Raw genomic sequence first — 21,036 nt, forward strand, 5'->3', positions numbered from 1 at the left:
TCATTCTTAATTAGTTCATGAAAAATACGCAAAATGTTACGTTGTGACGTGCTCATTATAGGTAGCGGTTTAGCTGGCCTTACTTCAGCTTTAAAGCTAGCTGACCATAAAAAAGTACTGATTGTCAGTAAGCGAGAAATTCTAGATAGCTCAAGCCAGTGGGCTCAAGGAGGCGTGGCTGCGGTCATGTCAAATGAAGACTCCATTGAAAGTCATGTGAAGGATACCGAATTTGTTGGGGGTGGTTTAACTGACCCTAAGGTTGCCAATTTTGTGGCATCTCACGGCAAAGAAGCGATTGAGTGGCTTCATGATTTGCAGGTGCCTTTTAGCCGGGACGAAACAACACAACAATTTCATTTAACCAAAGAAGGTGGTCATAGCCATAGGCGTGTGGTTCACGCAAAAGATGCTACGGGTCGAGCGATCCAGGCAACTTTGAGTGAACAAGTCAAAGCGCACGCGAATATCACGATTCTAGAAAACCATATTGCGGTCGACCTCATTACAGAAAAAAAATCTTTAAAAATTAATCACATTAAATCCAATCGTTGCTTAGGGGCTTATGTGCTTAATAACAAAACCGGGAAAGTTGTGACGGTCTCAGCGCAAGAAACCATTCTTGCAGCAGGCGGCGTCAGTAAAGTTTATCTCTATACAACAAACCCTGATGTCAGCACAGGCGATGGTGTGGCTATGGCATGGCGAGCAGGATGTCGCGTTGCCAATATGGAATTTATTCAGTTTCATCCGACGTGTCTTTTTCATCCCAAAGCTAAATCTTTTTTAATCTCTGAAATTGTGAGAGGCGAAGGTGGTCTTTTAAGATTGCCGGATGGATCACGCTTCATGGATGAGTATGATGGAAGAGGTGAATTGGCTTCCCGCGATATTGTGGCCCGTGCGATTGACTTTGAAATGAAAAAACGCGGGATCGATTGTGTATATTTAGATATCTCACACAAATCACCTGACTTTATAAAGTCACATTTTCCAACCATCTATGCCCGATGCTTAGAGCTTGGTATCGATATCACAAAAGAATGGATTCCGGTGGTCCCTGCTGCGCATTATAGTTGCGGAGGTGTGATGACCAATCTTGAAGGTCAAACCGATTTAGCCCATCTTTATGCCATTGGCGAAACAGCCTACACAGGACTTCATGGTGCCAATCGTTTAGCAAGTAATTCACTTCTTGAATGTTTAGTCTTTGGTGACGCAGTGGCGAAACATATTCTTCAATCTAAAGTCGATACCACTTCTTTTGATTTACCTCACTGGGATGAAAGTCGAGTGACTGATGCGGATGAAGAAATTCTTATCACGCATACTTGGAATGAATTACGACGCTTCATGTGGAATTACGTCGGCATTGTGAGAACTAATAAACGTCTATCACGCGCTCTTCATCGCATTCATATGCTGCGTGATGAGGTGCATGAGTTTTATACGAACTTTAAGGTGAGCCATAATCTCATTGAATTAAGAAATCTTTTACAAGTCGCAGAGTTGATTGTGGAATCAGCGATTGCAAGACACGAAAGTCGGGGACTCCATTTTAGCCGTGACTATCCAAAGCCATTAAAGATCGCAAAACCAACCATCATGACGCCATCTAATTTTTATAGTCTCCTTGATCATAATCACGGACATTAAAATAATTTTAAAAAGTCACACCCCATCTCTTTATATCTTCTATAAAATATTAAAAAACATTTGAAGGAATTTTTTATGCAAGTCTCTATGAACACTGTAGTCACGATGACCTACGAACTGAAAGATGCCGACGGCGTTGTTTTAGAATCAAGTGACCAGCCTGTGGCATATCTCCATGGTGGCTATGACAATATTTTTCCAAAAGTAGAAGAAGCGATGCACGGAAAAAATATTGGTGACACGATTGAATTAGCGTTAGAGCCTGCCGATGCTTTTGGTGAGTATGATGCGGAGCTCGTTCAAATTGAACCGGCTTCAGCTTTCCCCCAAGAAAATTTAAAAGAGGGTTCACAATTCGAAGGTGAAGATGAGACGGGTGAAGTTATTTTATATACAGTGACGAATGTTGCAGATGGGAAAGTAGTGGTAGATGGCAATCATCCTTGGGCCGGTCAACGTATTATTTTCAAAGCAACCATTAAAGATGTGCGTTCTGCAAACCAAGAAGAAGTGACTCACCAACACGTGCACGGTGCGGGTGGTCATCACCACTAAGCTTTAATCTCTTCCGTGAGATGAGGCGCTAAAACTTCTAACATGGCATCATAAATTTTAGGTGAGGCTGCCAATATATTTCCTGACTGAAGCCATCCCTCTTTGCCATTTAAGTTTGAAATAATTCCGCCTGCTTCTTGAACTAAAAGTGAACCCGCTGCAATATCCCAGGGCGACAAACCAATCTCCCAAAAAGCATCCAGCGATCCATTCGCCACATAAGCTAAATCGAGCGCTGCAGAGCCTGGACGTCTAATGCCTGTAGTTTTTTGTAGCATTGATTTAAACATGCCCAAATAAGTATCTAGATGTTTAAAATCGCGAAATGGAAAACCTGTACCTACGAGGGACTCTTGAAGCTTGTCGCATTTTGAAACACGGATACGCTTATCATTTAAGAATGCACCGCGACCTTTGGTCGCCGTATAAAGATCATTTCGATTCGGCTCATAAATTACTGCTTGTGTAATTTCGCCTTTATGTTGAAGTGCGATTGACACGCAGTACTGTGGAAAGTTATGCAAGAAATTAGTCGTCCCGTCTAAGGGATCGATGATCCAAATGAAATCACTTGTGTGAGTGGTTGAACCTGATTCTTCGCCCAGGAAACCGTGTGTGGGATACACCTCTTTTAAGGTGTCAATAATCGCACGCTCGGCGGCGACATCCACCTCACTAACAAAGTCGTTAAAGTTTTTGCTCTTCACCGTGAGTGTGCCGATATCTTGAGACGCTCGATTGATAATAGCACCTGCGCGTCTTGCGGCTTTAACTGCAATGTTTAACATCGGATGCATAAAATGAATTTCTCTCTATTTTTATAAGAACGTGTCTATTTAAAGCTTCGTTTTTTAATAGACTTGATAAAATGCTATTTTACATGAAGGAACTCCATGGTCGCTACTTCAGATGCGTTCGATCGCATCCGCATCATACTCTGTCAAACAAGTCACCCCGGAAATATTGGCGCCACAGCGCGTGCGATGAAGACCATGGGTATTCACAGACTCTATTTAGTGAATCCTAAAAAATTTCCGCACCCTGAAGCGACTGCAATGTCATCTGGCGCTGATGATATTTTACAACATGCGTTCGTCGTTCAAGATTTAGAAGAAGCCTTAAAAGGTGTGAAGCTTGCTGTGGGATTATCTGCGAGGCGACGCGAGTTGACACAACCTTATCTAGATGTGCGTGAAGTGGCGCATGAAATGATTCGTGTCGCAGATCATTCAGACGTCGCTTTTGTCTTTGGCACTGAAATGAGTGGGCTCTCAAATCTTGAGGTACACCAATGCCAAATATTAAGTTTTATCGATGCTAACCCGCATTACTCATCCCTTAATTTAGCGCAAGCCGTGCAAGTGGTATGTCATGAATTAAGACAGGCTTCTATTTCGACAAAACCACCCAAGCTCTATACCAAAGACCTAAATCTTTTAGCGGATCACGATAGCTTAATGGGATTTTTATCTCACTTAGAGTTAGTGCTCGAGAAAATAGAATTCTTAGATAAGGTTCAAGGTGAACGGTTAATGCAACGACTGCATATCCTTTTTGCGAGATCACAACTTGAAGTCGATGAGATTAATATTTTGCGCGGCATCTTAACGCAGGTACAAAAAAAATTAAAATCTTAAAGTCCACTTGTATTAACCTAGTAATTTAGTCAAGTTAATCATTTCATGCGATAATTACGCCCATGTTTAAAAAAATTAGAGAAGATATCGCGATTGTCTTTGAGCGCGACCCTGCTGCAAGGTCGACACTCGAAGTCTTAACGACCTACCCTGGCGTGCATGCATTGCTGATTCATCGGGTGGCCCATGCATTATGGCGGATCAAGCTTTACTGGCTAGGCCGCTTCATTTCCCATATCGGACGCTGGTTTACTGGTATTGAAATTCACCCAGGGGCGACTATCGGTCGTCGTGTTTTTATTGATCACGGCATGGGTGTCGTGATTGGGGAAACCGCGATTATCGAAGATGATTGCACGCTTTATCATGGCGTGACATTAGGTGGCACCTCTTGGAACAAAGGAAAACGTCATCCGACTTTAAAACAAGGTGTTGTGATTGGGGCGGGTGCAAAAATCCTAGGTCCTATTACTATTGGGCGTGGCGCTAAAATCGGATCGAACGCCGTGGTGGTAAAAGACGTGCCAGCTAAAGCAACAGCCGTGGGAATTCCTGCGCGCATTGTCGAAGAAGAAGGGCAAACCAAACAAAAAAGTGCAGTTCAACTTCCAGCCTTTAACGCCTATGCGTTGGGCCGAGATGAGGATGACCCGATGCACAAAAATCTTGATCAGTTGATGCAAGCCATCAAAAAACAAAATCAAACCATTGAGCGTTTAGAGGGCCAAATCAAATCCTTGAAACCTCGTACCAACGAGGATCTTAAACTCGCCAAAGCCTTCTCGCACAAGAAAAAGGCGTCCAAATAATACTTGATTAAAATAATGGGTTATTCTATACTTTAAGCTTCAGAAACTTAACGTTTCTTATGAGTCTTAAAGATAAAGGATCTTATTATGCGTCTCACCACTAAAGGCCGTTTTGCAGTGACTGCTATTTTAGATCTCGCCCTGAACGAGAAAGAAAAGCCTGTGACCTTAGCTGACATCAGCGATCGACAAGCGATCTCTTTATCCTACCTCGAACAACTTTTTAGTCGTATGCGTCGTGGAGGCATTGTAAAAAGTATACGAGGGCCTGGCGGTGGGTATCACTTAGCCAAAAAACATCAAGAGATTACTGTGAAAGATATCATCACAGCGGTCGATGAAGAAATTGATGCAACGCAGTGCTCCGGTAAAGAGAATTGTCACGATGGTGGTCGTTGTATTACCCATGATCTTTGGGTGTCCATCAATCATAAAATATTAGACTATCTTGAGAGTTTAACTTTAGCGCACTTAGTTGAGGCGCAATCTAAAGATAGCAAGAATCGTGAGAGTGCGATTTTTTTCTTAAACGATAAACTTAGTCAAGGAAATTTAGCGAAAGCTGTTTAATAAACATAATGCAAAAAGTTTATTTCGACCATAACGCAACGACAGCCATAGATAAAAAAGTCTTAGGCGTCATGATGCCTTATATGGAAATGCAACAAGGCAATCCTACAAGTCAGCACAGCTTTGGTAGGCATGCCAGAACCGCCATTGAAGAAGCGCGTGAACAAGTAGCCCTTGCTATTCATGCACACCCGTCTGAAGTGATCTTCACATCGGGAGGCACTGAAGCAAACAACATGATCGTGCATGGTGCTGCTATCAAACATAGAGAAAGTACATTAGTAAGAAGTAATATTGAACACCCATGTGTCGCTCGTCCGATGGAGGCAATGAAGCATCAAGGTTGGCAACAGGCATTATTAAATGTCAGTGAAGATGGTGTGGTCAGAAAAGAAACTTATAAAAATATTTCAGCTGAAAATGTCAGTCTTGTATCGGTCATGTTAGCGAACAATGAAACAGGTGCCATTCAAGACATGGCACTCCTGCATGATTTTGCAAAAGAAAAAAAAGCACTGTCGCATACAGATGCAGTGCAAGCGTTCGGAAAAATAGATGTGCGCTTTGATGAGCTTCATATCGATGCCATGACACTCTCGAGTCATAAAATATATGGCCCGCAAGGTGTAGGTGCATTAATCTTAAATAAACGTAGTGATATCGAACCTTTGATTTACGGTGGCGGGCAAGAAAAGAATTTACGAAGTGGCACTGAAAATATTGCAGCGATTGTAGGATTTGGAAAAGCATGTGAACTCATTTCAGAATCTATGAAGACGACTTCAACGCATACACGTGAACTTCAAAAAATTCTTGAAGTCCATTTAAAAGATTTAGGAGCTGAAATTTTTTCTGAAAAAGTTGCGCGTTTAAATAACACGACATTTTTTGCTTTTAAAGATATTGAAGGGTCGACACTTCTTACCGCTCTGGATAAAAAAGGCTTTGCCATTGCAAGTGGCTCTGCATGTTCAAGTGTGAATAAAGAGCCGAGTCATGTATTGCTTGCGATGGGTATTGATGAAGATTTAGCGCGTGGTGCACTGCGTATTAGTTTCGGACAAAAAAATTCAGTGACTGAAGTCAAAGACTTTATAGAAGCATTAAAAAAAGAATTACAAACCTTAAAACAACTTACAGCGATAGCGGCATAACATATGACAAAAGACATAGCACGTAAACCGATTTATCTAGATTACTCGTCGACGACGCCGATCGACCCACGTGTTGCTGAAAAAATGATTCCATTCATTACAGAACATTTTGGCAATCCCGCATCAAGAAGTCATAGCTTCGGCTGGACGGCAGAAGAAGCCGTTGAAGAAGCGCGTGATGAAGTAGCTAAACTTGTCAATGCGGATCCTCGAGAAATTGTATGGACATCAGGTGCGACTGAATCGAATAACTTAGCTATTAAAGGTGCGAGCCATTTTTATAGTACCAAGGGTAAACATATTTTAACTGTCGCCACTGAACATAAGGCAGTAATCGATGCAGTGCGTGAACTTGAGCGTGAAGGATACACAGCCACCTATTTAGAACCTGAGCCAAATGGCATGGTCGATTTAGAAAAGTTTAAAAAAGCGATTCGCCCTGATACAGTTCTTGCGTCAGTGATGATTGTGAATAATGAGATTGGTGTCATTCAAGATATTGAAGCGCTTGGCAACATCTGTCGCGAACATAATGTCATCTTTCATGTTGATGCTGCGCAAGCAACTGGAAAAGTGGATATTGATTTAGAAAAACTGCCCGTCGATCTTATGAGTTTTTCTGCACACAAAACTTACGGGCCTAAAGGTATTGGCGCACTTTACGTGCGACGTAAACCACGCATTCGTATTGAGGCACAAATGCATGGAGGTGGTCATGAGCGCGGTATGCGTTCAGGTACGCTTGCTACCCATCAAATTGTAGGTATGGGTGAAGCTTTTAGAATTGCACGCATTGAAATGCAATTAGAAAATGAACGGATCAGAAAATTACGCGATAAATTATTACATGGCCTTCAAGATATGGAAGAAGTCTATGTGAATGGTGATTTGAAACATCGTATTCCACATAACCTTAATATCAGCTTCAACTATGTGGAAGGTGAGTCGCTCATTATGGCGGTAAAAGATATTGCAGTCTCCAGTGGATCTGCTTGTACATCGGCAAGTTTAGAGCCAAGTTATGTATTACGTGCTTTAGGGCGCTCAGATGAATTAGCACATAGCTCCATTCGTTTTTCTATTGGACGATTTACGACAGAAGCTGATGTAGATTTTACGATTCAATTACTTAAAGAAAAGATTCAAAAACTCAGAGAACTCTCACCATTGTGGGATATGTTTAAAGAAGGTATTGATATTAGTAAAGTTGAGTGGGCTGCCCACTAAAATTTTAAAAGGATATATATGGCTTACAGCGATAAAGTATTAGACCACTACGAAAACCCAAGAAATGTGGGCACACTTGATAAAGATGACCCGCATGTAGGGACTGGTATGGTGGGTGCGCCTGCCTGTGGCGACGTCATGAAATTACAAATTAAAGTGAGCGATGATGGCGTCATTGAAGATGCAAAATTTAAAACTTATGGTTGCGGATCTGCGATCGCTTCCAGCTCACTTGTCACTGAGTGGCTTAAAGGTAAAACATTAGATCAAGCCTCTGAGATTAAAAACTCAGCGATTGCCGAAGAGTTAGCGCTACCTCCTGTCAAAATTCACTGCTCAGTCTTGGCAGAGGATGCTATTAAATCTGCGATTGCTGACTTAAAGAGCAAGCAAGGTAAATTAAACTAAGATGGCGATTTCCTTAACACATAAAGCTGCAGAGCGTGTTGAAAAATATCTAAAGAATCGAGGCAAGGGCTTAGGGCTTCGACTTGGTGTTAAAACAACGGGCTGCTCTGGTATGGCATACACGCTAGAGTTTGTCGACGAAGCTTTGCCTGAAGATCAAGTCTTTGAGAGTCATGGCATAAAGATCATGATAGATCCAAAAAGCTTGGTCTATATTGATGGGACAGAACTTGATTTCGAAAAAGAAGGTTTAAATGAAGGGTTTAAATTTAATAACCCTAACGTCAAAGCAGAATGTGGCTGTGGTGAAAGCTTTACAGTGTGAGCTTAAATTTTTTCACCCTCCTTCAACTTCCGGAAACATTTGTTATTGATTTAAAAAAGCTTGATCAAAATTACCAGAGCATCCAAAAAGAAATTCACCCTGACCGTTTTGCATCCCTTGCTGATGAAGAAAAAAAAGCCTCTATCAAAAAAACAGCAGAAGTGAATGATGCTTATCAGACCTTAAAATCTCCGATTCGACGTGCTGAATATTTACTTCACTTACATGACATAAATATTCATGATGAGAAATATACAGCAGTATCGCAAGATTTCTTAATGCAACAGATGGAATGGCGTGAAAAGCTCGAAACACACAAACAAAATAAAGAAGCACTCGAAAAGTTAGCGGGTGACATTCAAAAAAATAAAAATGAAATTATGAGTCAACTTCCAGAAATCTTTAAAAACAATCTTCATGATGCTATCAAGATAACGCGTGAACTTAATTTCATTGAGAAAATTGAACAGCATATTAATGATGCTTTAATTGAAATTATTTAAAAATATGGCACTTCTTCAAATCGCAGAACCTGGACAAAGTACACTGCCTCATCAGCACAAGCTCGCAGTGGGTATTGATTTGGGCACGACAAATTCTCTTGTAGCAAGCGTTCAAAGCGGGCTTCCAACCATCTTAAAAGATATGGGTGAGCATAAGCTCATTCCCTCAATCGTCTATTACGGTAAAAATGAAACTAAAGTAGGTCAGGCAGCATTACCCTATTTATCCACTGACGCTAAAAATACGATCGCTTCAGTGAAACGCTTTATGGGCCACGCGCTCTCTGATATTCAATACCGAGAATCACTTCCTTATGAATTTAATGGATCGAGTGCTGATATTCAAATTAAAACCAGCCAGGGATATAAACATCCTATTGAAATTTCATCTGATATCTTAAAAAAATTAAAAGATACAGCTGAAGTTTCTTTATGTGGTGAAATTACAGGCGCGGTGATTACGGTCCCCGCCTATTTTGATGATGCTCAGCGGCAAGCCACAAAAGATGCTGCAAAATTAGCAGGACTCAATGTATTAAGACTCATTAATGAACCTACAGCAGCAGCGGTTGCATATGGTCTCGATCAGAAAAAGGAAGGCACCTTCGTTATTTATGATTTAGGTGGTGGAACATTTGATGTCTCTATACTAAAACTTCATAAGGGTGTTTTTGAAGTCCTAGCTACGAATGGTCATCCTTATTTAGGTGGTGATGATTTTGATCAAGCGATAGCCGAGATGATAAGACAAGAGAATCAACTCGATCAGCTTTCGTATGAAGATAAGCGCTCTTTAATCACGCATGCTAAAACATTGAAAGAAAAGCTCACGAAGAGTTCATCTGCTAAAACAATCATCAAGTTTTCAAGTGGCAAGGAAGTTACATTTTTACTTGATCAAGATACTTTCTTTAAAGCCACACATGATTTTGTACAAAAAACAATTCAGCCTATCCGGCGCGCTTTAAGTGACGCTAAATTATCTATAGACTCGATTGATGGCATTGTGATGGTCGGAGGGGCTACACGCATGCCTCACATACAATCCGAAATTAAAACATTCTTTAAGAAAGATTTGCTTAACGACCTCAACCCAGATGAAGTAGTAGCATTAGGTGCTGCAAGACAAGCGCATACATTAGCTGGTAACAAATCAGAACAGGATTTACTTCTTCTTGATGTGACCCCTTTGTCGTTAGGTATTGAAACTATGGGTGGTTTAGTTGAAAAGATTATCCATAGAAATTCCACTATACCGATTGCTAAAGCACAGGAATTTACGACATATAAAGATGGACAGACAGCCATGTCGATCCACGTATTACAAGGTGAGCGTGAGCGTGTATCTGATTGCAGATCGCTTGCCAACTTTACCTTAACTGGTATTCCGCCTATGGTTGCAGGTGCTGCAAAAATTCGCGTGACTTTTCAGATTGATGCAGATGGGCTGCTCTCGGTATCAGCGTCTGAGCTATCTACAAATAAAGAAACAACCATGACTGTCAAACCTTCATACGGTTTATCTGAAGAGCAAATTACAAGCATGCTAAAACAATCATTTGAAAAGGCTAGTGAAGATAAAGAAATCCGTGCACTCGGTGAAGCTAAAATTGAAGGAGAACAAATTATCACCGCAGTTCAAAATGCATTAGATAAAAATGGTAGTCAATTATTATCAGATGATGAAATCAAAAAAATTGAATCTGCAATGCTTTTACTTTCATCTTCACTTCAACTCGATGATCCTGATTTAATTATCAGTCATACAAAGAATTTAAATACGCTCACTGAATCTTTCGCAGCAATGCTAATGGATGAATCAGTGGATAAAGCTCTTAAAGGTCAGTCAATAGATAAGGTAAACTTGTAATATGCCAAAAATTATTATTTTGCCTCATTTTGAAATTTGCCCTAACGGTGAAGTGATTGACGCTAAACCAGGACTTTCTATTTGTGAGAATTTACTGCAAAACCACATTGACATAGAGCATGCTTGTGATCAGGTATGTGCTTGTACAACTTGCCACGTGATTGTGCGCGAGGGATTTGATACATTAAATCAAGCGGATGATTTAGAAGAAGATCTTCTTGATAAAGCGTGGGGATTAGAACCTAAATCCAGACTCTCCTGTCAGGCGATAGTTGATAAGCATGACCTCACGATTGAAATTCCTCGTTACACTATCAACATGGCAAAAGAAGGTTAGGTTTTAAGTTTTCTTTTTGCCGGTTGCGCCGCAACGCTATACTTAAGTAATAAATTCTGCTGGCCTGATAATTTAACGTTTGAAGATGGTATCGATTGTTTGTAAAGTCCATCGGCATTCATATTCCAGCTCGAAACATCCTTCAACAATTCATTTAAGCCTTCATTAATTACTTTTTGTTTTAATTCAGGATCGAGTATAGGAAATGCCACTTCAATTCTTCGAAATAAGTTGCGATCCATCCAGTCAGCCGAAGATAAATAAACCTCTTCCTTGCCATGCGCATAAAAATAAAAAATACGGTGGTGCTCTAAAAATTGTCCCACGATAGATCGCACACGAATATTTTCAGAGAGTCCTTTGACTTTGGGCTTAAGTGCACATACACCTCGCACAATCAAATCAATCTTGACACCCGCTTGTGATGCTTTATAGAGTTCATTAATGACAGCAGGCTCTAAAAGTGAATTTACTTTTGCAACAATTCTTGCGGGTTTGCCTAACTTTGCTGCCTTAGCCTCATTTTGGATGTGCTTTACAATCTGATCAAACATCGTGAATGGTGAATGCCATAAAGACTTCAGTTTGATTAAGCGGCTCGTACCTGTAAGTTGCATAAATATCTTATGTACATCATCACAAATTGATATATTTGATGTCATTAGGCCAAAATCTGTATATAACTTTGCTGTTCTTGGGTGGTAGTTTCCAGTACCTAAATGTACATAGCGTTTTAAAATGTGCTCTGGTTTTCTTTTTCCTTTTGCCGGCAGTAATTCTTTTCGCACAATCATGATCATCTTGGCGTGACATTTGTGCTTTACCACACCATAAACAACGTGAGCACCGACTTCTTCTAATTTAGCAGCCCATGAAATATTTGTCTCTTCATCAAAGCGCGCTAAGAGTTCTACAATCACCGTCACCTCTTTGCCGTTCTTAGCTGCTTCAATGAGAGCATCCATGACGGGCGATATATTACCTGTTCGATAAATGGTTTGTTTGATGGCTAGAACATCAGGGTCCTTTGAAGCTGTCTTAAGCAAATTTAAAACCGGCTCAAAACTTTCGTAAGGGTGGTGGAGTAAAATATCTCTCGTTTTTAGTTCGTCAAAGATAGTGCCTTTGATGAGAGGTAACTTCGGCGTATGGGCTGGAAACTTTAGATCGGGTCTATTCACAATGTCAGCTACTTGCATCAGTCGCATTAAATTTACAGGGCCATCAACGCGGTAACAATCTTCAGGATTTAAATCACAAGATTTTCTTAAATATTTAAGAAGATGATCTGGAATATCTGAGGATATCTCGAGCCTAACCGCATCGCCCAAATGTCTTGTGGATAACTCTCCCTTTAAAGATTCTTTTAAATCGGAAATGTCGTCATCGGATACAAATAAATCTGAATTTCTTGTGACTCTAAATTGATAACATCCTGTAATTTTCATGCCCGGAAAAAGCTCATGCACAAATGATTGCATAAACGTCGATAAGATCACAATCCCGTAAGGTTTTTGGCTGATGCGAGCTGGCATTTGAATGACACGAGGTATTGATCTTGGTGCCTGAACTACTGCTAATTTCGGCGTCCTCCCAAAATCGTCTTTGCCTTCTAGCGTCACAAAAAAGTTCAAGCTTTTATTAATGACTTTAGGAAAAGGATGTGCGGGATCTAAAACAATAGGCGTAAGAAGTGGGACTAATTCTTTTTCAAAATAGGTTTTAGCCCAGCGATGTTGGCTTGGTGTCCATGCACTTTCAAAATGAAGGTGAATCCCCTCCCTCTCAAGTCTCGGTAAAATATCTTTCTGAAATATTTTGTATTTATGGCTAACAAGTGTTTGTGTTTCTTTCACAATGTTTAAATACGCATCGCCTACTATGAGGCCATCTTGTGTCTTGCTTTTAGGATTTTTTCTTAACTGTTCTTTGAGGACCGCGATACGAATTTCAAAAAACTCATCCATATTACTGGAAACAATACAAATATATTTTAGGCGCTCTAAAAGTGGTATTTTGAGATTTTGAGCCAAAGAAAGGACGCGTCGGTTAAATTCGAGCGCCCCTAATTCACGATTTAATAAATTAAGTTTAGATTTCACAGCATTCATACTATCATTGTGATTAATGAATGTGACATTTACATGACATTTATAAGATATGTCATCGATATGTCACAAACTTGATTTAAATTAGCGTCCTTTATGATCTTACCTAAACTCAAAACAGAAAAATCTCCAGAACACGTCAACGGCTTATATGCCTCTATTGATCTAGGATCCAATAGTTTTAGGATGATGATCGCTAAAATTAACTACCTTCCTACAGGCGTTCAATTTCAGACCATTGATACCCTAAGAGACACGGTAAGGCTTGCCGGTGGTCTTAATAAAGATAATGAATTGAGCGAAGAATCCATGACTAAGGCGCTGGCTGCCATTTTAAGATTTGGTGACCGTCTTCGTAGCTTTAGTCCTAATCAAGTTGTAGCGGTTGCTACCAACACTTTCCGTGTCGCTCGAAATGCCAAAAAATTTGTTGATGAAGCCGAAAAACTTTTAGGTTTCCCCATCGACGTCATTTCAGGTAATGAAGAGGCAAGACTCATCTATATTGGCGCCTCTCATATCGCACCCATGTGCATTGGCAAACGTCTTGTTTTTGATATTGGTGGCGGCTCTACCGAGATCATTATTGGTGATGGCCACGAGCCCAAGCTTTTAGAGTCGCTTCCTATTGGATGTGTTTCTTTTAGTCAAAGATTTTTTTCGGAAGGTATCGTTGATGAAGAAAATTTTAAAGCAGCTCAAAGTGCGGCCTTAAAAGAAATAAAAACGATCGCTCCTTTCTATAAAAAAATGGGTTGGGAGCAAGCAATTGGTTCCTCAGGCACCGCAAGGGCGATTGCAGAACTTATCGCTCTGAATGGTTTAAGTGGGGAGCCCCACGATCTTCCCGTTGAGGAAACGGGTGGTGTCATCACGCGTCATGGATTAGATCTGCTCAAAAAAACTGTGCTTGAAACAAAACATATCGAACGATTAAATTTATTAGGATTAAAAGCGGATCGAAAACCTGTACTTCCCGGAGGTCTCGCTATTATGATTTCAGCCTTTGAGGAATTAGGTATTGAGCATATGGAAATTACTGAAGCCGCGCTTCTTTTTGGCTCACTTCATCATCTGTACGATCAATCTAAAAATGGGGCACATACTAAGAAAAAAGGCATTCTTAAAACGCTGTTTAACTCTTTTGGTAAATTAGAAAATCTAGACAAGAGACACGGGCTTATTGAGCAATTAGGTAAGCGCTTTAATGTAGACGAAGCACAGTTTAAAAGTGTCAACGAGACCGCAGATTTTTTTCTAGATCAATTACCTACCTTCAAAAATGAGGACAGGAAAAATAATCGTAAACTTTTAACCTGGGCGTCATTCTTGCATGAAATTGGTTTGGCGGTATCTCGTACTGACTATCAAAAACATTCGGCTTATATTATTTCTAATGCTGACCTCCCGGGCTTTTCTAGATTAGATCAGGCAAGGTTAGCTGGACTTGTGTTAGGTCACAACGGCAAGCTAAATAAACTTCCTATGAGCGCAGGTTATATCGACTGGCATCTATTATTCTGCTTAAGACTTGCCCATGTGGTCTCTAGAAAAAGAGAGAGTGGGGCATTGCCACTTATAAAAGTGCAACAAAGTCCTAAAGGATTTAAATTAAAAATTTCCAAAGCTTGGTTAGACAAAAACCCATTCATTCAATTTGGACTCAATAAAGAAGCGTCGGACTGGAAAAAGATTGAATGGAAATACGAAATCGAACTTTATTAAGTTGATTCTTTAGCGTTACTGATTCTAGTATCCATGTATCGTGATAAAGAGGACTTTTGATTGATAGTGCTCTTATAAAACTTAGCTACTTTTTTAGCTAAAACACCCGCTCCCCATTTCTCTTGCGCATATTGTTTGCCCTTTTCGCCAATCATCTGACGTTTGGGAGCATCAGAAAGAAGAACACTTACTTTATCTGCAAAGTCATTAATATCATCTTTTGCAATAAGTACGCCCTCACCTTCAATTAAAATCGATTTAGTACCAAGTTCTGCAATAGCGACGACAGCTGTACCTTGAGCCATTGCTTCCAAGAGCACCAGACCTTGTGTTTCACTTTTTGATGCAAATACAAAAATATCCGCGGCTTTATAACAGGCAATTAATTCATGACCGCGATCAAGATAACCAATCATTCTGACTTTGTTTGAGATACCTAATTTCTCAATGGATTGCTTAATCGACTCCTCAGCTGGCCCCTCTCCTGTAATCACGAGCAACGCATCAGGATGGTTTTTAATAAGCTCTACATGCATTTCAAGCAAGAATCCAATATTCTTTTCGTGCGCAACACGGCCTACAAATAAAAGCATGGGCTGGGTTAAAGGAATGTCATGACTCATACGGAAATGCTCTCCATCCACGCTCGCAAAACTCGAGTCATCTAACCCTGTTGCAACCACTTCGGCAGGGGTTTTAATCCCGTATTGTTTTAATACATCTAACATCGGCTTTGAGGGTGAAACAATCCCATCTACCGCATTACATTGTCTTCTTGATATCGTTCTTGCAAGTTTTCTTGAAATAAACTGTGGAATGAAAGGGAGGTAGTGATGCAGATAATCCTCAAAGAATGTATGGTAAGTTTCAACCACAGGGATGTCTAATTTTTTACCAAAGTGAATACCAACATAATGCGCTGTAAATGGCGTATGAATATGAATCACATCAAAATGTTTATCTCTGATCCATGGCAATAAGGCTTTTAATTTACCAAAGTTCATTAAACGATCTTCGGGATCAAAATAAATCTTATGGGAAGGCACTCTAACAATCCATTCTTCTTGTTTATCTTCATCCGTGTAAGAAGGTGCTATGAGTGTGACTTGATGTCCAAGCGCTCTTAATTCTGTTGCAAAGGTATTAATTGAAGTGGATACCCCGTTGACTCGCGGGAAAAAAACGTCTGAGATAAAAAGTATATTCATTTAAATGATAGAAAAAGAAATAAGTGAAATTAAAGTGCCAATCAAAGCACCTACTAAAACATCGCTTGGATAATGGAGTCCTAGTATAGGTCTCGATAATCCAATTAAAATCGTGAATGGAATTAAGCCGAGAGATAGCATTGGATAATAATGAATAGCAACGAGGGTAAATATAACCGCATGCAATGTATGGCCTGAGGGAAAGCTAAATTGGTCTAAAGGAATACTTCTGAGTGAAATTTGTTGATACACATTATAAGGACGTGGGCGCAAAGTTTTCACTTTCAACCACTTATAAATTAAGGTACCTGTAAATCCTGCGATTATCATATGAAGAACAGGCAATAGCGCTTGAGTTTTGTCTATAAGCAACATCAAAGCCATAAGGCTATACCAAAAAATACCGTCGCCAAGACGGCTAATCGCTTTAAAGAAATTTCTGATAAGAATATTATGGCTTGTTCGATTAAATGTAATACATAAATGACTATCAACATGATGGAAATGATTCATGTATAACCGAAGCTTATTTGGCATAGTATTGACCCATACATGTTATTTATGACACCAGGTTAAAGTCTAATTGTGAAATTTTTATGACAAATTCTGTGATAAATTTTTGTGGATTATTTCTTGTATATAAACGGCTAACTCCTTCCGGTTTCCACGAGGTCTTATGGGCTGAAGCACATCGACCTCAACACTGATATCATTTTCATTTTTAATTTTCATAATCGAATCTACAAGCGACATATCCCCAACAAATGCGACCTTATCTGAATAGATGCTCTTCTGTTTGTATCTTAGGCATAAAGGCAAAATACTTTTATTTGTGTCAATTGACGCCTGAAATAAATTACTTTTAAAAGGGAGTAGGTATCGCCCATTAGTTGAAGTTCCCTCTGGGAAGATACATACTGACCTCTTCATTAAACGTCGCTTCATCTTCTTTAATGCTTTTTTTATGTCTGATACCTTCTCGCGCTTAATAAATATAGTACCTATCATTTGTGCAACCCAACCAAAAAGAGGCCAAGATGCCACATCAGATTTAGCAACAAAAATCGAGGGTTTAATGGATTGAATCACAATGATATCTATCCACGAAATATGGTTAGCCACCATTAAATATTGCTTTTGGTTAGAAAGAAAGCTATCAAGGCCTAGCACTTCCACTTTAATTTTAAAGATTGATAGAAGCCTCTTACACCAAAACTGAATTATTTTTTCTTGTTGTCTCTTTGTAGAAATAAGGATTAAAAGACAGAGCGGTATCACAAACAGTATATGTAAAAGTATTTTTAAAGTTTTCATTGCCATATATTAATCATCTTCTATGTCATATTTGTGACACTGTTTTGTCACGAAACTTTCACACTCATCCTATTTAATGCACACATATGAAACGTTATCGTGCAATTTGGATTTCTGATGTACATCTTGGCACTACAGAGTGCAAAGCCGATTATCTTCTCGACTTCCTTAAAAACAACACCGCAGAAACCATATATCTTGTAGGCGACATCATTGATGGATGGGCTCTAAAAAAACGTTGGTATTGGCCACAAAAACATAATGATGTCATTCAAAAGCTCCTTCGAAAGGCTCGAAAAGGCTCGAAGGTTATTTATATTCCTGGAAACCATGATGAGCTAGGTCGTCAATTTATTAATATGACATTTGGTGATATTGAAATTAAAAATGATTTGATACATACCACGCTCGATGGTCGAAGACTATGGGTCACACATGGCGATTTATTCGACAATATCATTGCATGCGCTAAATGGCTTTCATTTGTGGGTGACACGCTTTATTACGTGATCTTAAGAATAAATCATTTCTCGAATACCTTAAGACATAAATATGGCTTTCATTACTGGTCATTTTCTTCTTATATCAAGAATTCAATTAAGAATGTCGTGAAGTATGTTGAGAATTTTGAGGGGCTTATGGCACGAGAAGCTAAGCGAAAAAAATGTGATGGCGTTATTTGTGGTCATATTCATAAGGCTGCGATAAAGAAGATTGAAGGTGTTGAGTATTATAACGATGGTGACTGGGTCGAAAGCCTTACAGCGCTTGTTGAAACTAAGAATGGTAAGTTAAAGCTTGTTCATTGGCATAAGAAAACATTGTCATAAAAAATTAAAGCTACCTTCACATAAATGAAATATTGCAGTTTTAAAGTGGTACAAACTTTACAGAGGAACTTGTTATGAGCGAATTAACTTTAGATCCAGCATTACTAAGCGAATTATCAACTCAAAATCAAGAACAACTTCATTCCCATCAGAATCAAAAAGATGCCATCCAAATCTCTTGGGCACAAAACGACAATGAGATTAAAGAAGCTCAACAATTAAGATATAAAGTATTCGCTGAAGAGATGGGCGCTCATTTGCCTTCAAACTACGAAAAAGTAGATAAAGATGTGCTTGATCAGTATTGCGATCATCTTCTTATTCGCGATACTGAAACATTAAAAGTGATAGGTACTTATCGTGTATTACCTCCTCATAAAGCCAGAGAAGCCGGTTTTTATTACTCAGATATGGAATTTAATTTAGATCGCTTGAGCCATCTCTCTGACAAAATGGTCGAAGTTGGTCGCTCATGTGTGCATAAAGATTACCGCACAGGTGGTGTCATCATGGCTTTATGGAGTGGTTTAGCTCAATACATGAAAAAACATGGCTACGAAGTGATGATAGGTTGTGCAAGTGTTCCTATGGGGGATGGTGGCCACTATGCGGCTAGCCTAGCTAAAAAAATTAATGCTTCACATCTTTCAAGTATTGAGTATCGCGTGACACCAAAACTACCATTACCTATTCATGAGCTTGATCAAGACCTAGATGTGGAACCTCCTGCTTTATTAAAAGGATACTTACGTATTGGTGCTAAAGTCTGTGGCGATCCAGCGTGGGATCCGGACTTTAATACGGCAGATTTTTTAACGATGTTATTCCTCAAAGATATCAACCCGCGCTACGCTAAGCATTTCTTAACATAGTTAAACCTAGTCAAAGCATTTAACACACTACTATTTCGTCTCCTCAATATGTTGTTCTAACTTATCGAGCCTGACGAAACATCACGAACAGTGGGTAACCACTTATTCATTTTTTTTAATCCTCAATCATATAATTCAATCCTTTATAATGCGAAACCATTATGAATAGTTTATTAAAAATACTTGTCTTGTTTTTTAGTTTTTGTGTAATTAATCATGCAGAAGCAGCAAGACCGATGCTTACAGATGATGCTCGCATTGTCGATCCTAAATCTTGTCAGTTAGAAAGTTGGGTCAGAGATTCAAAACATGTCACTGAATATTGGGCACTTCCTGCCTGCAATGTCGGTGAAAATTTAGAGGTGACAATTGGAGGAAGTCTTGAAGATGAGAACGGTCACTCAAGTTTTGCGAATGAGCTCTATCAAATTAAATCTATTCTCCAACCTATCGCTCTTAATCAAACAGGTTTTTCAATTGTTTTGGGTAATGGAAGAGACCCCAAAAGGACAATGAATAAAGCTATACAGGATTGGTATCTTAATGTACCTATGAGCTATCCTTACAATGATCGTTTAGTCATCCATACCAACTTGGGTGTCACACATCTTACAGATGAACATAAAGAAAAAATGAATTGGGGATTGTCGAGTGAATACAATTACAATGAGCGTATCGATTTAATCAGTGAAATATTTAACCAATCCTCTAATAGCACTTTCTTTCAATTTGGGTTGCGATATTGGTTAATTAAGAATCGAGCGCAGATTGATACCACGTATATGAATAGCTTTAATCGTTTCGGTGAAGATCAGTCTTTCTCTATGGGATTGAGGTTATTATCTCTACCATTCCTGCCATAAGAGCCTAGGAGAGCTTATCTACTTTGATTAACCTAATAAATGACCGTGGAGAATTTGTATGCATTTGTTCCATGACCACTGCTGATTAATATTAGACGCAACACTTTTTCGGTCAAGTTTTAAGCATTTTCTAATATTGTCTTCTAAATTATCTCCTAAGTATCCAGTTTTACCTTCCTCGACAATATCTTTAGGTCCTGTGACGTTGAATGCAGCTACAGGCAGGCCATTTGCCAGCGCTTCAATCATAACAATTCCAAATGTATCTGTCTTACTTGGGAAACAAAATACATCATGCGCTTTATAAGTGTCAGCTAATGCTGAACCAAAGCGATATCCTAAAAAATTAACTTTAGGAAATTTTAATTTAAATTTATTGAGTAATGGTCCCTCACCCACAATGGTAATGTCAAACTTGTCCTGCAATTCACATAACACTTCTAAATTTTTTTCTTTACTCACTCTTCCCACGTAAATAATTTTAGGTATTTTTGACTTGCGATAAGGCTTGTTACTTATTAAATTCTTTGATACTCCCCTCGTCCAAACAACGACATGGTTAAAGCCTTTTTTGTTTAACTCTTCCTTACACGATAGAGAGGGAACCAGAATCGCTTTACTATCATTATGAAAAACTTTTAAGTAGCTGTATGTAATAAAAAGTGGGATGTGAGCGAGTTTCCAGAGGTACTCAGGAAACTTCGTATGATAGCCCGTTGTATAAGGAACCTTATTGAGTTTGCAATAAATCCTTGCGGCTAATCCAATAGGACCCTCTGTTCCAATATGGATATGGGTGGGATTTATTTCTTTGATTTTTTTATAGGCCTTCAGAGGCTCTTTACAAATCTGAACTTCAGGGTATATAGAAATACTTTTCCACTTAAATAATCCCGGATGAATGACGTATGTTTTTTTTCGCGAGTGCTTGAGAATATTTCTATAGGTGGTAGAAACACCGTTTACTTGATCAAATGAATCTGTTGCGATGAGAATCTTATGCACAATAGATTCTTACAAACAAATATGACAATTTTTTTACAAAAAGAGAAATTCATTTAATTA

At 39.2% G+C, this 21,036-nt stretch carries 22 protein-coding genes; 16 read left to right on the plus strand and 6 right to left on the minus strand.

All coding sequences use genetic code 11. The annotated features are described in order from the left end of the window. The first annotated feature begins 33 nt into the window (after window positions 1-33). Window positions 34-1,656: an L-aspartate oxidase gene (gene nadB, locus FIT70_RS04745; RefSeq protein ID WP_139930947.1), complete on the plus strand. Its 1,623-nt coding sequence runs from the start codon at window positions 34-36 to the stop codon at window positions 1,654-1,656. A 75-nt stretch (window positions 1,657-1,731) separates the two neighbouring features. Then, complete coding sequence (locus tag FIT70_RS04750; protein WP_028818313.1) at window positions 1,732-2,211, plus strand: FKBP-type peptidyl-prolyl cis-trans isomerase; 480 nt, start codon at window positions 1,732-1,734, stop codon at window positions 2,209-2,211. Here FIT70_RS04750 and FIT70_RS04755 read toward each other — a convergent pair. Then, window positions 2,208-3,008, minus strand: a complete 801-nt coding sequence (locus FIT70_RS04755) for an inositol monophosphatase family protein (protein WP_139930950.1) — start codon at window positions 3,006-3,008, stop codon at window positions 2,208-2,210. The two genes, FIT70_RS04750 and FIT70_RS04755, sit on opposite strands and share 4 nt — an antisense overlap. Window positions 3,009-3,104: 96 nt before the next feature. Here FIT70_RS04755 and FIT70_RS04760 point away from each other — a divergent pair, with 96 nt between their 5' ends. The 10 genes from FIT70_RS04760 (at window position 3,105) to fdx (ending at window position 11,051) form a co-directional block, all read left to right on the plus strand. Next, on the plus strand, window positions 3,105-3,848 hold the full coding sequence (locus tag FIT70_RS04760; RefSeq protein WP_139930952.1) for an RNA methyltransferase: 744 nt from the start codon (window positions 3,105-3,107) through the stop codon (window positions 3,846-3,848). Between the two features lie 62 nt (window positions 3,849-3,910). Further along, window positions 3,911-4,657 carry a serine O-acetyltransferase gene (gene cysE, locus FIT70_RS04765; RefSeq protein WP_139930954.1) on the plus strand — a complete coding sequence of 249 codons (747 nt, stop codon included), beginning with the start codon at window positions 3,911-3,913 and terminating at the stop codon, window positions 4,655-4,657. 87 nt (window positions 4,658-4,744) lie between these two features. Beyond that, window positions 4,745-5,227 carry a Fe-S cluster assembly transcriptional regulator IscR gene (iscR, locus tag FIT70_RS04770; protein WP_139930956.1) on the plus strand — a complete coding sequence of 161 codons (483 nt, stop codon included), beginning with the start codon at window positions 4,745-4,747 and terminating at the stop codon, window positions 5,225-5,227. 8 nt (window positions 5,228-5,235) lie between these two features. Beyond that, window positions 5,236-6,381, plus strand: coding sequence for a cysteine desulfurase family protein (locus FIT70_RS04775; RefSeq protein WP_139930958.1), 1,146 nt, complete (start codon window positions 5,236-5,238; stop codon window positions 6,379-6,381). Between the two features lie 3 nt (window positions 6,382-6,384). Then, window positions 6,385-7,608: an IscS subfamily cysteine desulfurase gene (locus FIT70_RS04780; RefSeq protein ID WP_028818307.1), complete on the plus strand. Its 1,224-nt coding sequence runs from the start codon at window positions 6,385-6,387 to the stop codon at window positions 7,606-7,608. Between the two features lie 18 nt (window positions 7,609-7,626). After that, window positions 7,627-8,016, plus strand: coding sequence for a Fe-S cluster assembly scaffold IscU (iscU, locus tag FIT70_RS04785; RefSeq protein WP_028818306.1), 390 nt, complete (start codon window positions 7,627-7,629; stop codon window positions 8,014-8,016). Between the two features lies 1 nt (window position 8,017). Then, the gene (gene iscA / locus FIT70_RS04790) at window positions 8,018-8,341 is read left to right on the plus strand and encodes an iron-sulfur cluster assembly protein IscA (RefSeq protein WP_139868050.1); all 324 of its coding nucleotides are present in this window, start codon (window positions 8,018-8,020) and stop codon (window positions 8,339-8,341) included. Further along, the gene (gene hscB, locus FIT70_RS04795) at window positions 8,338-8,844 is read left to right on the plus strand and encodes a Fe-S protein assembly co-chaperone HscB (RefSeq protein ID WP_139930959.1); all 507 of its coding nucleotides are present in this window, start codon (window positions 8,338-8,340) and stop codon (window positions 8,842-8,844) included. Before iscA ends, hscB begins: the two co-directional genes overlap by 4 nt. 4 nt (window positions 8,845-8,848) lie before the next feature. Continuing rightward, entirely contained in the window at window positions 8,849-10,714 is a 1,866-nt protein-coding gene (gene hscA / locus FIT70_RS04800) for a Fe-S protein assembly chaperone HscA (RefSeq protein WP_139931391.1), read from the plus strand. Window position 10,715: 1 nt separating this feature from the next. After that, a complete protein-coding gene (gene fdx, locus FIT70_RS04805; protein WP_028818302.1) occupies window positions 10,716-11,051 on the plus strand; it encodes an ISC system 2Fe-2S type ferredoxin in 336 nt (111 codons plus the stop codon). Here fdx and ppk1 read toward each other — a convergent pair. Beyond that, window positions 11,048-13,162: a polyphosphate kinase 1 gene (gene ppk1 / locus FIT70_RS04810; RefSeq protein ID WP_139874693.1), complete on the minus strand. Its 2,115-nt coding sequence runs from the start codon at window positions 13,160-13,162 to the stop codon at window positions 11,048-11,050. The two genes, fdx and ppk1, sit on opposite strands and share 4 nt — an antisense overlap. Before the next feature lie 93 nt (window positions 13,163-13,255). Here ppk1 and FIT70_RS04815 point away from each other — a divergent pair, with 93 nt between their 5' ends. Then, on the plus strand, window positions 13,256-14,884 hold the full coding sequence (locus tag FIT70_RS04815; RefSeq protein ID WP_139874694.1) for a Ppx/GppA phosphatase family protein: 1,629 nt from the start codon (window positions 13,256-13,258) through the stop codon (window positions 14,882-14,884). On the opposite strand, the gene FIT70_RS04820 is transcribed toward FIT70_RS04815, so the two are convergent. The 3 genes from FIT70_RS04820 to FIT70_RS04830 form a co-directional block, all read right to left on the minus strand. Next, entirely contained in the window at window positions 14,881-16,092 is a 1,212-nt protein-coding gene (locus tag FIT70_RS04820) for a glycosyltransferase (protein WP_139930962.1), read from the minus strand. The two genes, FIT70_RS04815 and FIT70_RS04820, sit on opposite strands and share 4 nt — an antisense overlap. Next, window positions 16,093-16,605, minus strand: coding sequence for a phosphatase PAP2 family protein (locus FIT70_RS04825; protein WP_223257717.1), 513 nt, complete (start codon window positions 16,603-16,605; stop codon window positions 16,093-16,095). It lies immediately after the preceding gene. Between the two features lie 81 nt (window positions 16,606-16,686). Next, window positions 16,687-17,406, minus strand: coding sequence for a lysophospholipid acyltransferase family protein (locus FIT70_RS04830; RefSeq protein ID WP_189340843.1), 720 nt, complete (start codon window positions 17,404-17,406; stop codon window positions 16,687-16,689). A gap of 86 nt (window positions 17,407-17,492) precedes the next feature. Here FIT70_RS04830 and FIT70_RS04835 point away from each other — a divergent pair, with 86 nt between their 5' ends. From FIT70_RS04835 to FIT70_RS04845, 3 genes are all read left to right on the plus strand, one after another. Then, on the plus strand, window positions 17,493-18,236 hold the full coding sequence (locus tag FIT70_RS04835; RefSeq protein WP_139930968.1) for a UDP-2,3-diacylglucosamine diphosphatase: 744 nt from the start codon (window positions 17,493-17,495) through the stop codon (window positions 18,234-18,236). Window positions 18,237-18,310: 74 nt separating this feature from the next. After that, window positions 18,311-19,108, plus strand: a complete 798-nt coding sequence (locus FIT70_RS04840) for a GNAT family N-acetyltransferase (protein WP_139877524.1) — start codon at window positions 18,311-18,313, stop codon at window positions 19,106-19,108. A 161-nt stretch (window positions 19,109-19,269) separates the two neighbouring features. Next, a complete protein-coding gene (locus tag FIT70_RS04845) occupies window positions 19,270-19,971 on the plus strand; it encodes a hypothetical protein (RefSeq protein ID WP_139930970.1) in 702 nt (233 codons plus the stop codon). Between the two features lie 27 nt (window positions 19,972-19,998). On the opposite strand, the gene FIT70_RS04850 is transcribed toward FIT70_RS04845, so the two are convergent. Further along, window positions 19,999-20,976 (minus strand): glycosyltransferase, encoded by a 978-nt coding sequence (locus tag FIT70_RS04850; protein WP_139930972.1) that lies wholly within the window; start codon window positions 20,974-20,976, stop codon window positions 19,999-20,001. Window positions 20,977-21,036: the final 60 nt, after the last annotated feature.

Origin of the sequence: Candidatus Methylopumilus universalis, assembly GCF_006364435.1 — a bacterium.
GTDB classification, from domain to species: Bacteria; Pseudomonadota; Gammaproteobacteria; order Burkholderiales; family Methylophilaceae; genus Methylopumilus; species Methylopumilus universalis.

Bases quoted from the DNA above. Each gene is read 5' to 3' on its own strand.
- nadB (WP_139930947.1), top strand. From the start codon at position 34: ATGTTACGTTGTGACGTGCTCATTATAGGTAGCGGTTTAGCTGGCCTT.
- FIT70_RS04750 (WP_028818313.1), top strand. From the start codon at position 1,732: ATGCAAGTCTCTATGAACACTGTAGTCACGATGACCTACGAACTGAAA.
- FIT70_RS04755 (WP_139930950.1), bottom strand. From the start codon at position 3,008: ATGCATCCGATGTTAAACATTGCAGTTAAAGCCGCAAGACGCGCAGGT.
- FIT70_RS04760 (WP_139930952.1), top strand. From the start codon at position 3,105: ATGGTCGCTACTTCAGATGCGTTCGATCGCATCCGCATCATACTCTGT.
- cysE (WP_139930954.1), top strand. From the start codon at position 3,911: ATGTTTAAAAAAATTAGAGAAGATATCGCGATTGTCTTTGAGCGCGAC.
- iscR (WP_139930956.1), top strand. From the start codon at position 4,745: ATGCGTCTCACCACTAAAGGCCGTTTTGCAGTGACTGCTATTTTAGAT.
- FIT70_RS04775 (WP_139930958.1), top strand. From the start codon at position 5,236: ATGCAAAAAGTTTATTTCGACCATAACGCAACGACAGCCATAGATAAA.
- FIT70_RS04780 (WP_028818307.1), top strand. From the start codon at position 6,385: ATGACAAAAGACATAGCACGTAAACCGATTTATCTAGATTACTCGTCG.
- iscU (WP_028818306.1), top strand. From the start codon at position 7,627: ATGGCTTACAGCGATAAAGTATTAGACCACTACGAAAACCCAAGAAAT.
- iscA (WP_139868050.1), top strand. From the start codon at position 8,018: ATGGCGATTTCCTTAACACATAAAGCTGCAGAGCGTGTTGAAAAATAT.
- hscA (WP_139931391.1), top strand. From the start codon at position 8,849: ATGGCACTTCTTCAAATCGCAGAACCTGGACAAAGTACACTGCCTCAT.
- fdx (WP_028818302.1), top strand. From the start codon at position 10,716: ATGCCAAAAATTATTATTTTGCCTCATTTTGAAATTTGCCCTAACGGT.
- ppk1 (WP_139874693.1), bottom strand. From the start codon at position 13,162: ATGAATGCTGTGAAATCTAAACTTAATTTATTAAATCGTGAATTAGGG.
- FIT70_RS04815 (WP_139874694.1), top strand. From the start codon at position 13,256: ATGATCTTACCTAAACTCAAAACAGAAAAATCTCCAGAACACGTCAAC.
- FIT70_RS04820 (WP_139930962.1), bottom strand. From the start codon at position 16,092: ATGAATATACTTTTTATCTCAGACGTTTTTTTCCCGCGAGTCAACGGG.
- FIT70_RS04825 (WP_223257717.1), bottom strand. From the start codon at position 16,605: ATGAATCATTTCCATCATGTTGATAGTCATTTATGTATTACATTTAAT.
- FIT70_RS04830 (WP_189340843.1), bottom strand. From the start codon at position 17,406: ATGAAAACTTTAAAAATACTTTTACATATACTGTTTGTGATACCGCTC.
- FIT70_RS04835 (WP_139930968.1), top strand. From the start codon at position 17,493: ATGAAACGTTATCGTGCAATTTGGATTTCTGATGTACATCTTGGCACT.
- FIT70_RS04840 (WP_139877524.1), top strand. From the start codon at position 18,311: ATGAGCGAATTAACTTTAGATCCAGCATTACTAAGCGAATTATCAACT.
- FIT70_RS04845 (WP_139930970.1), top strand. From the start codon at position 19,270: ATGAATAGTTTATTAAAAATACTTGTCTTGTTTTTTAGTTTTTGTGTA.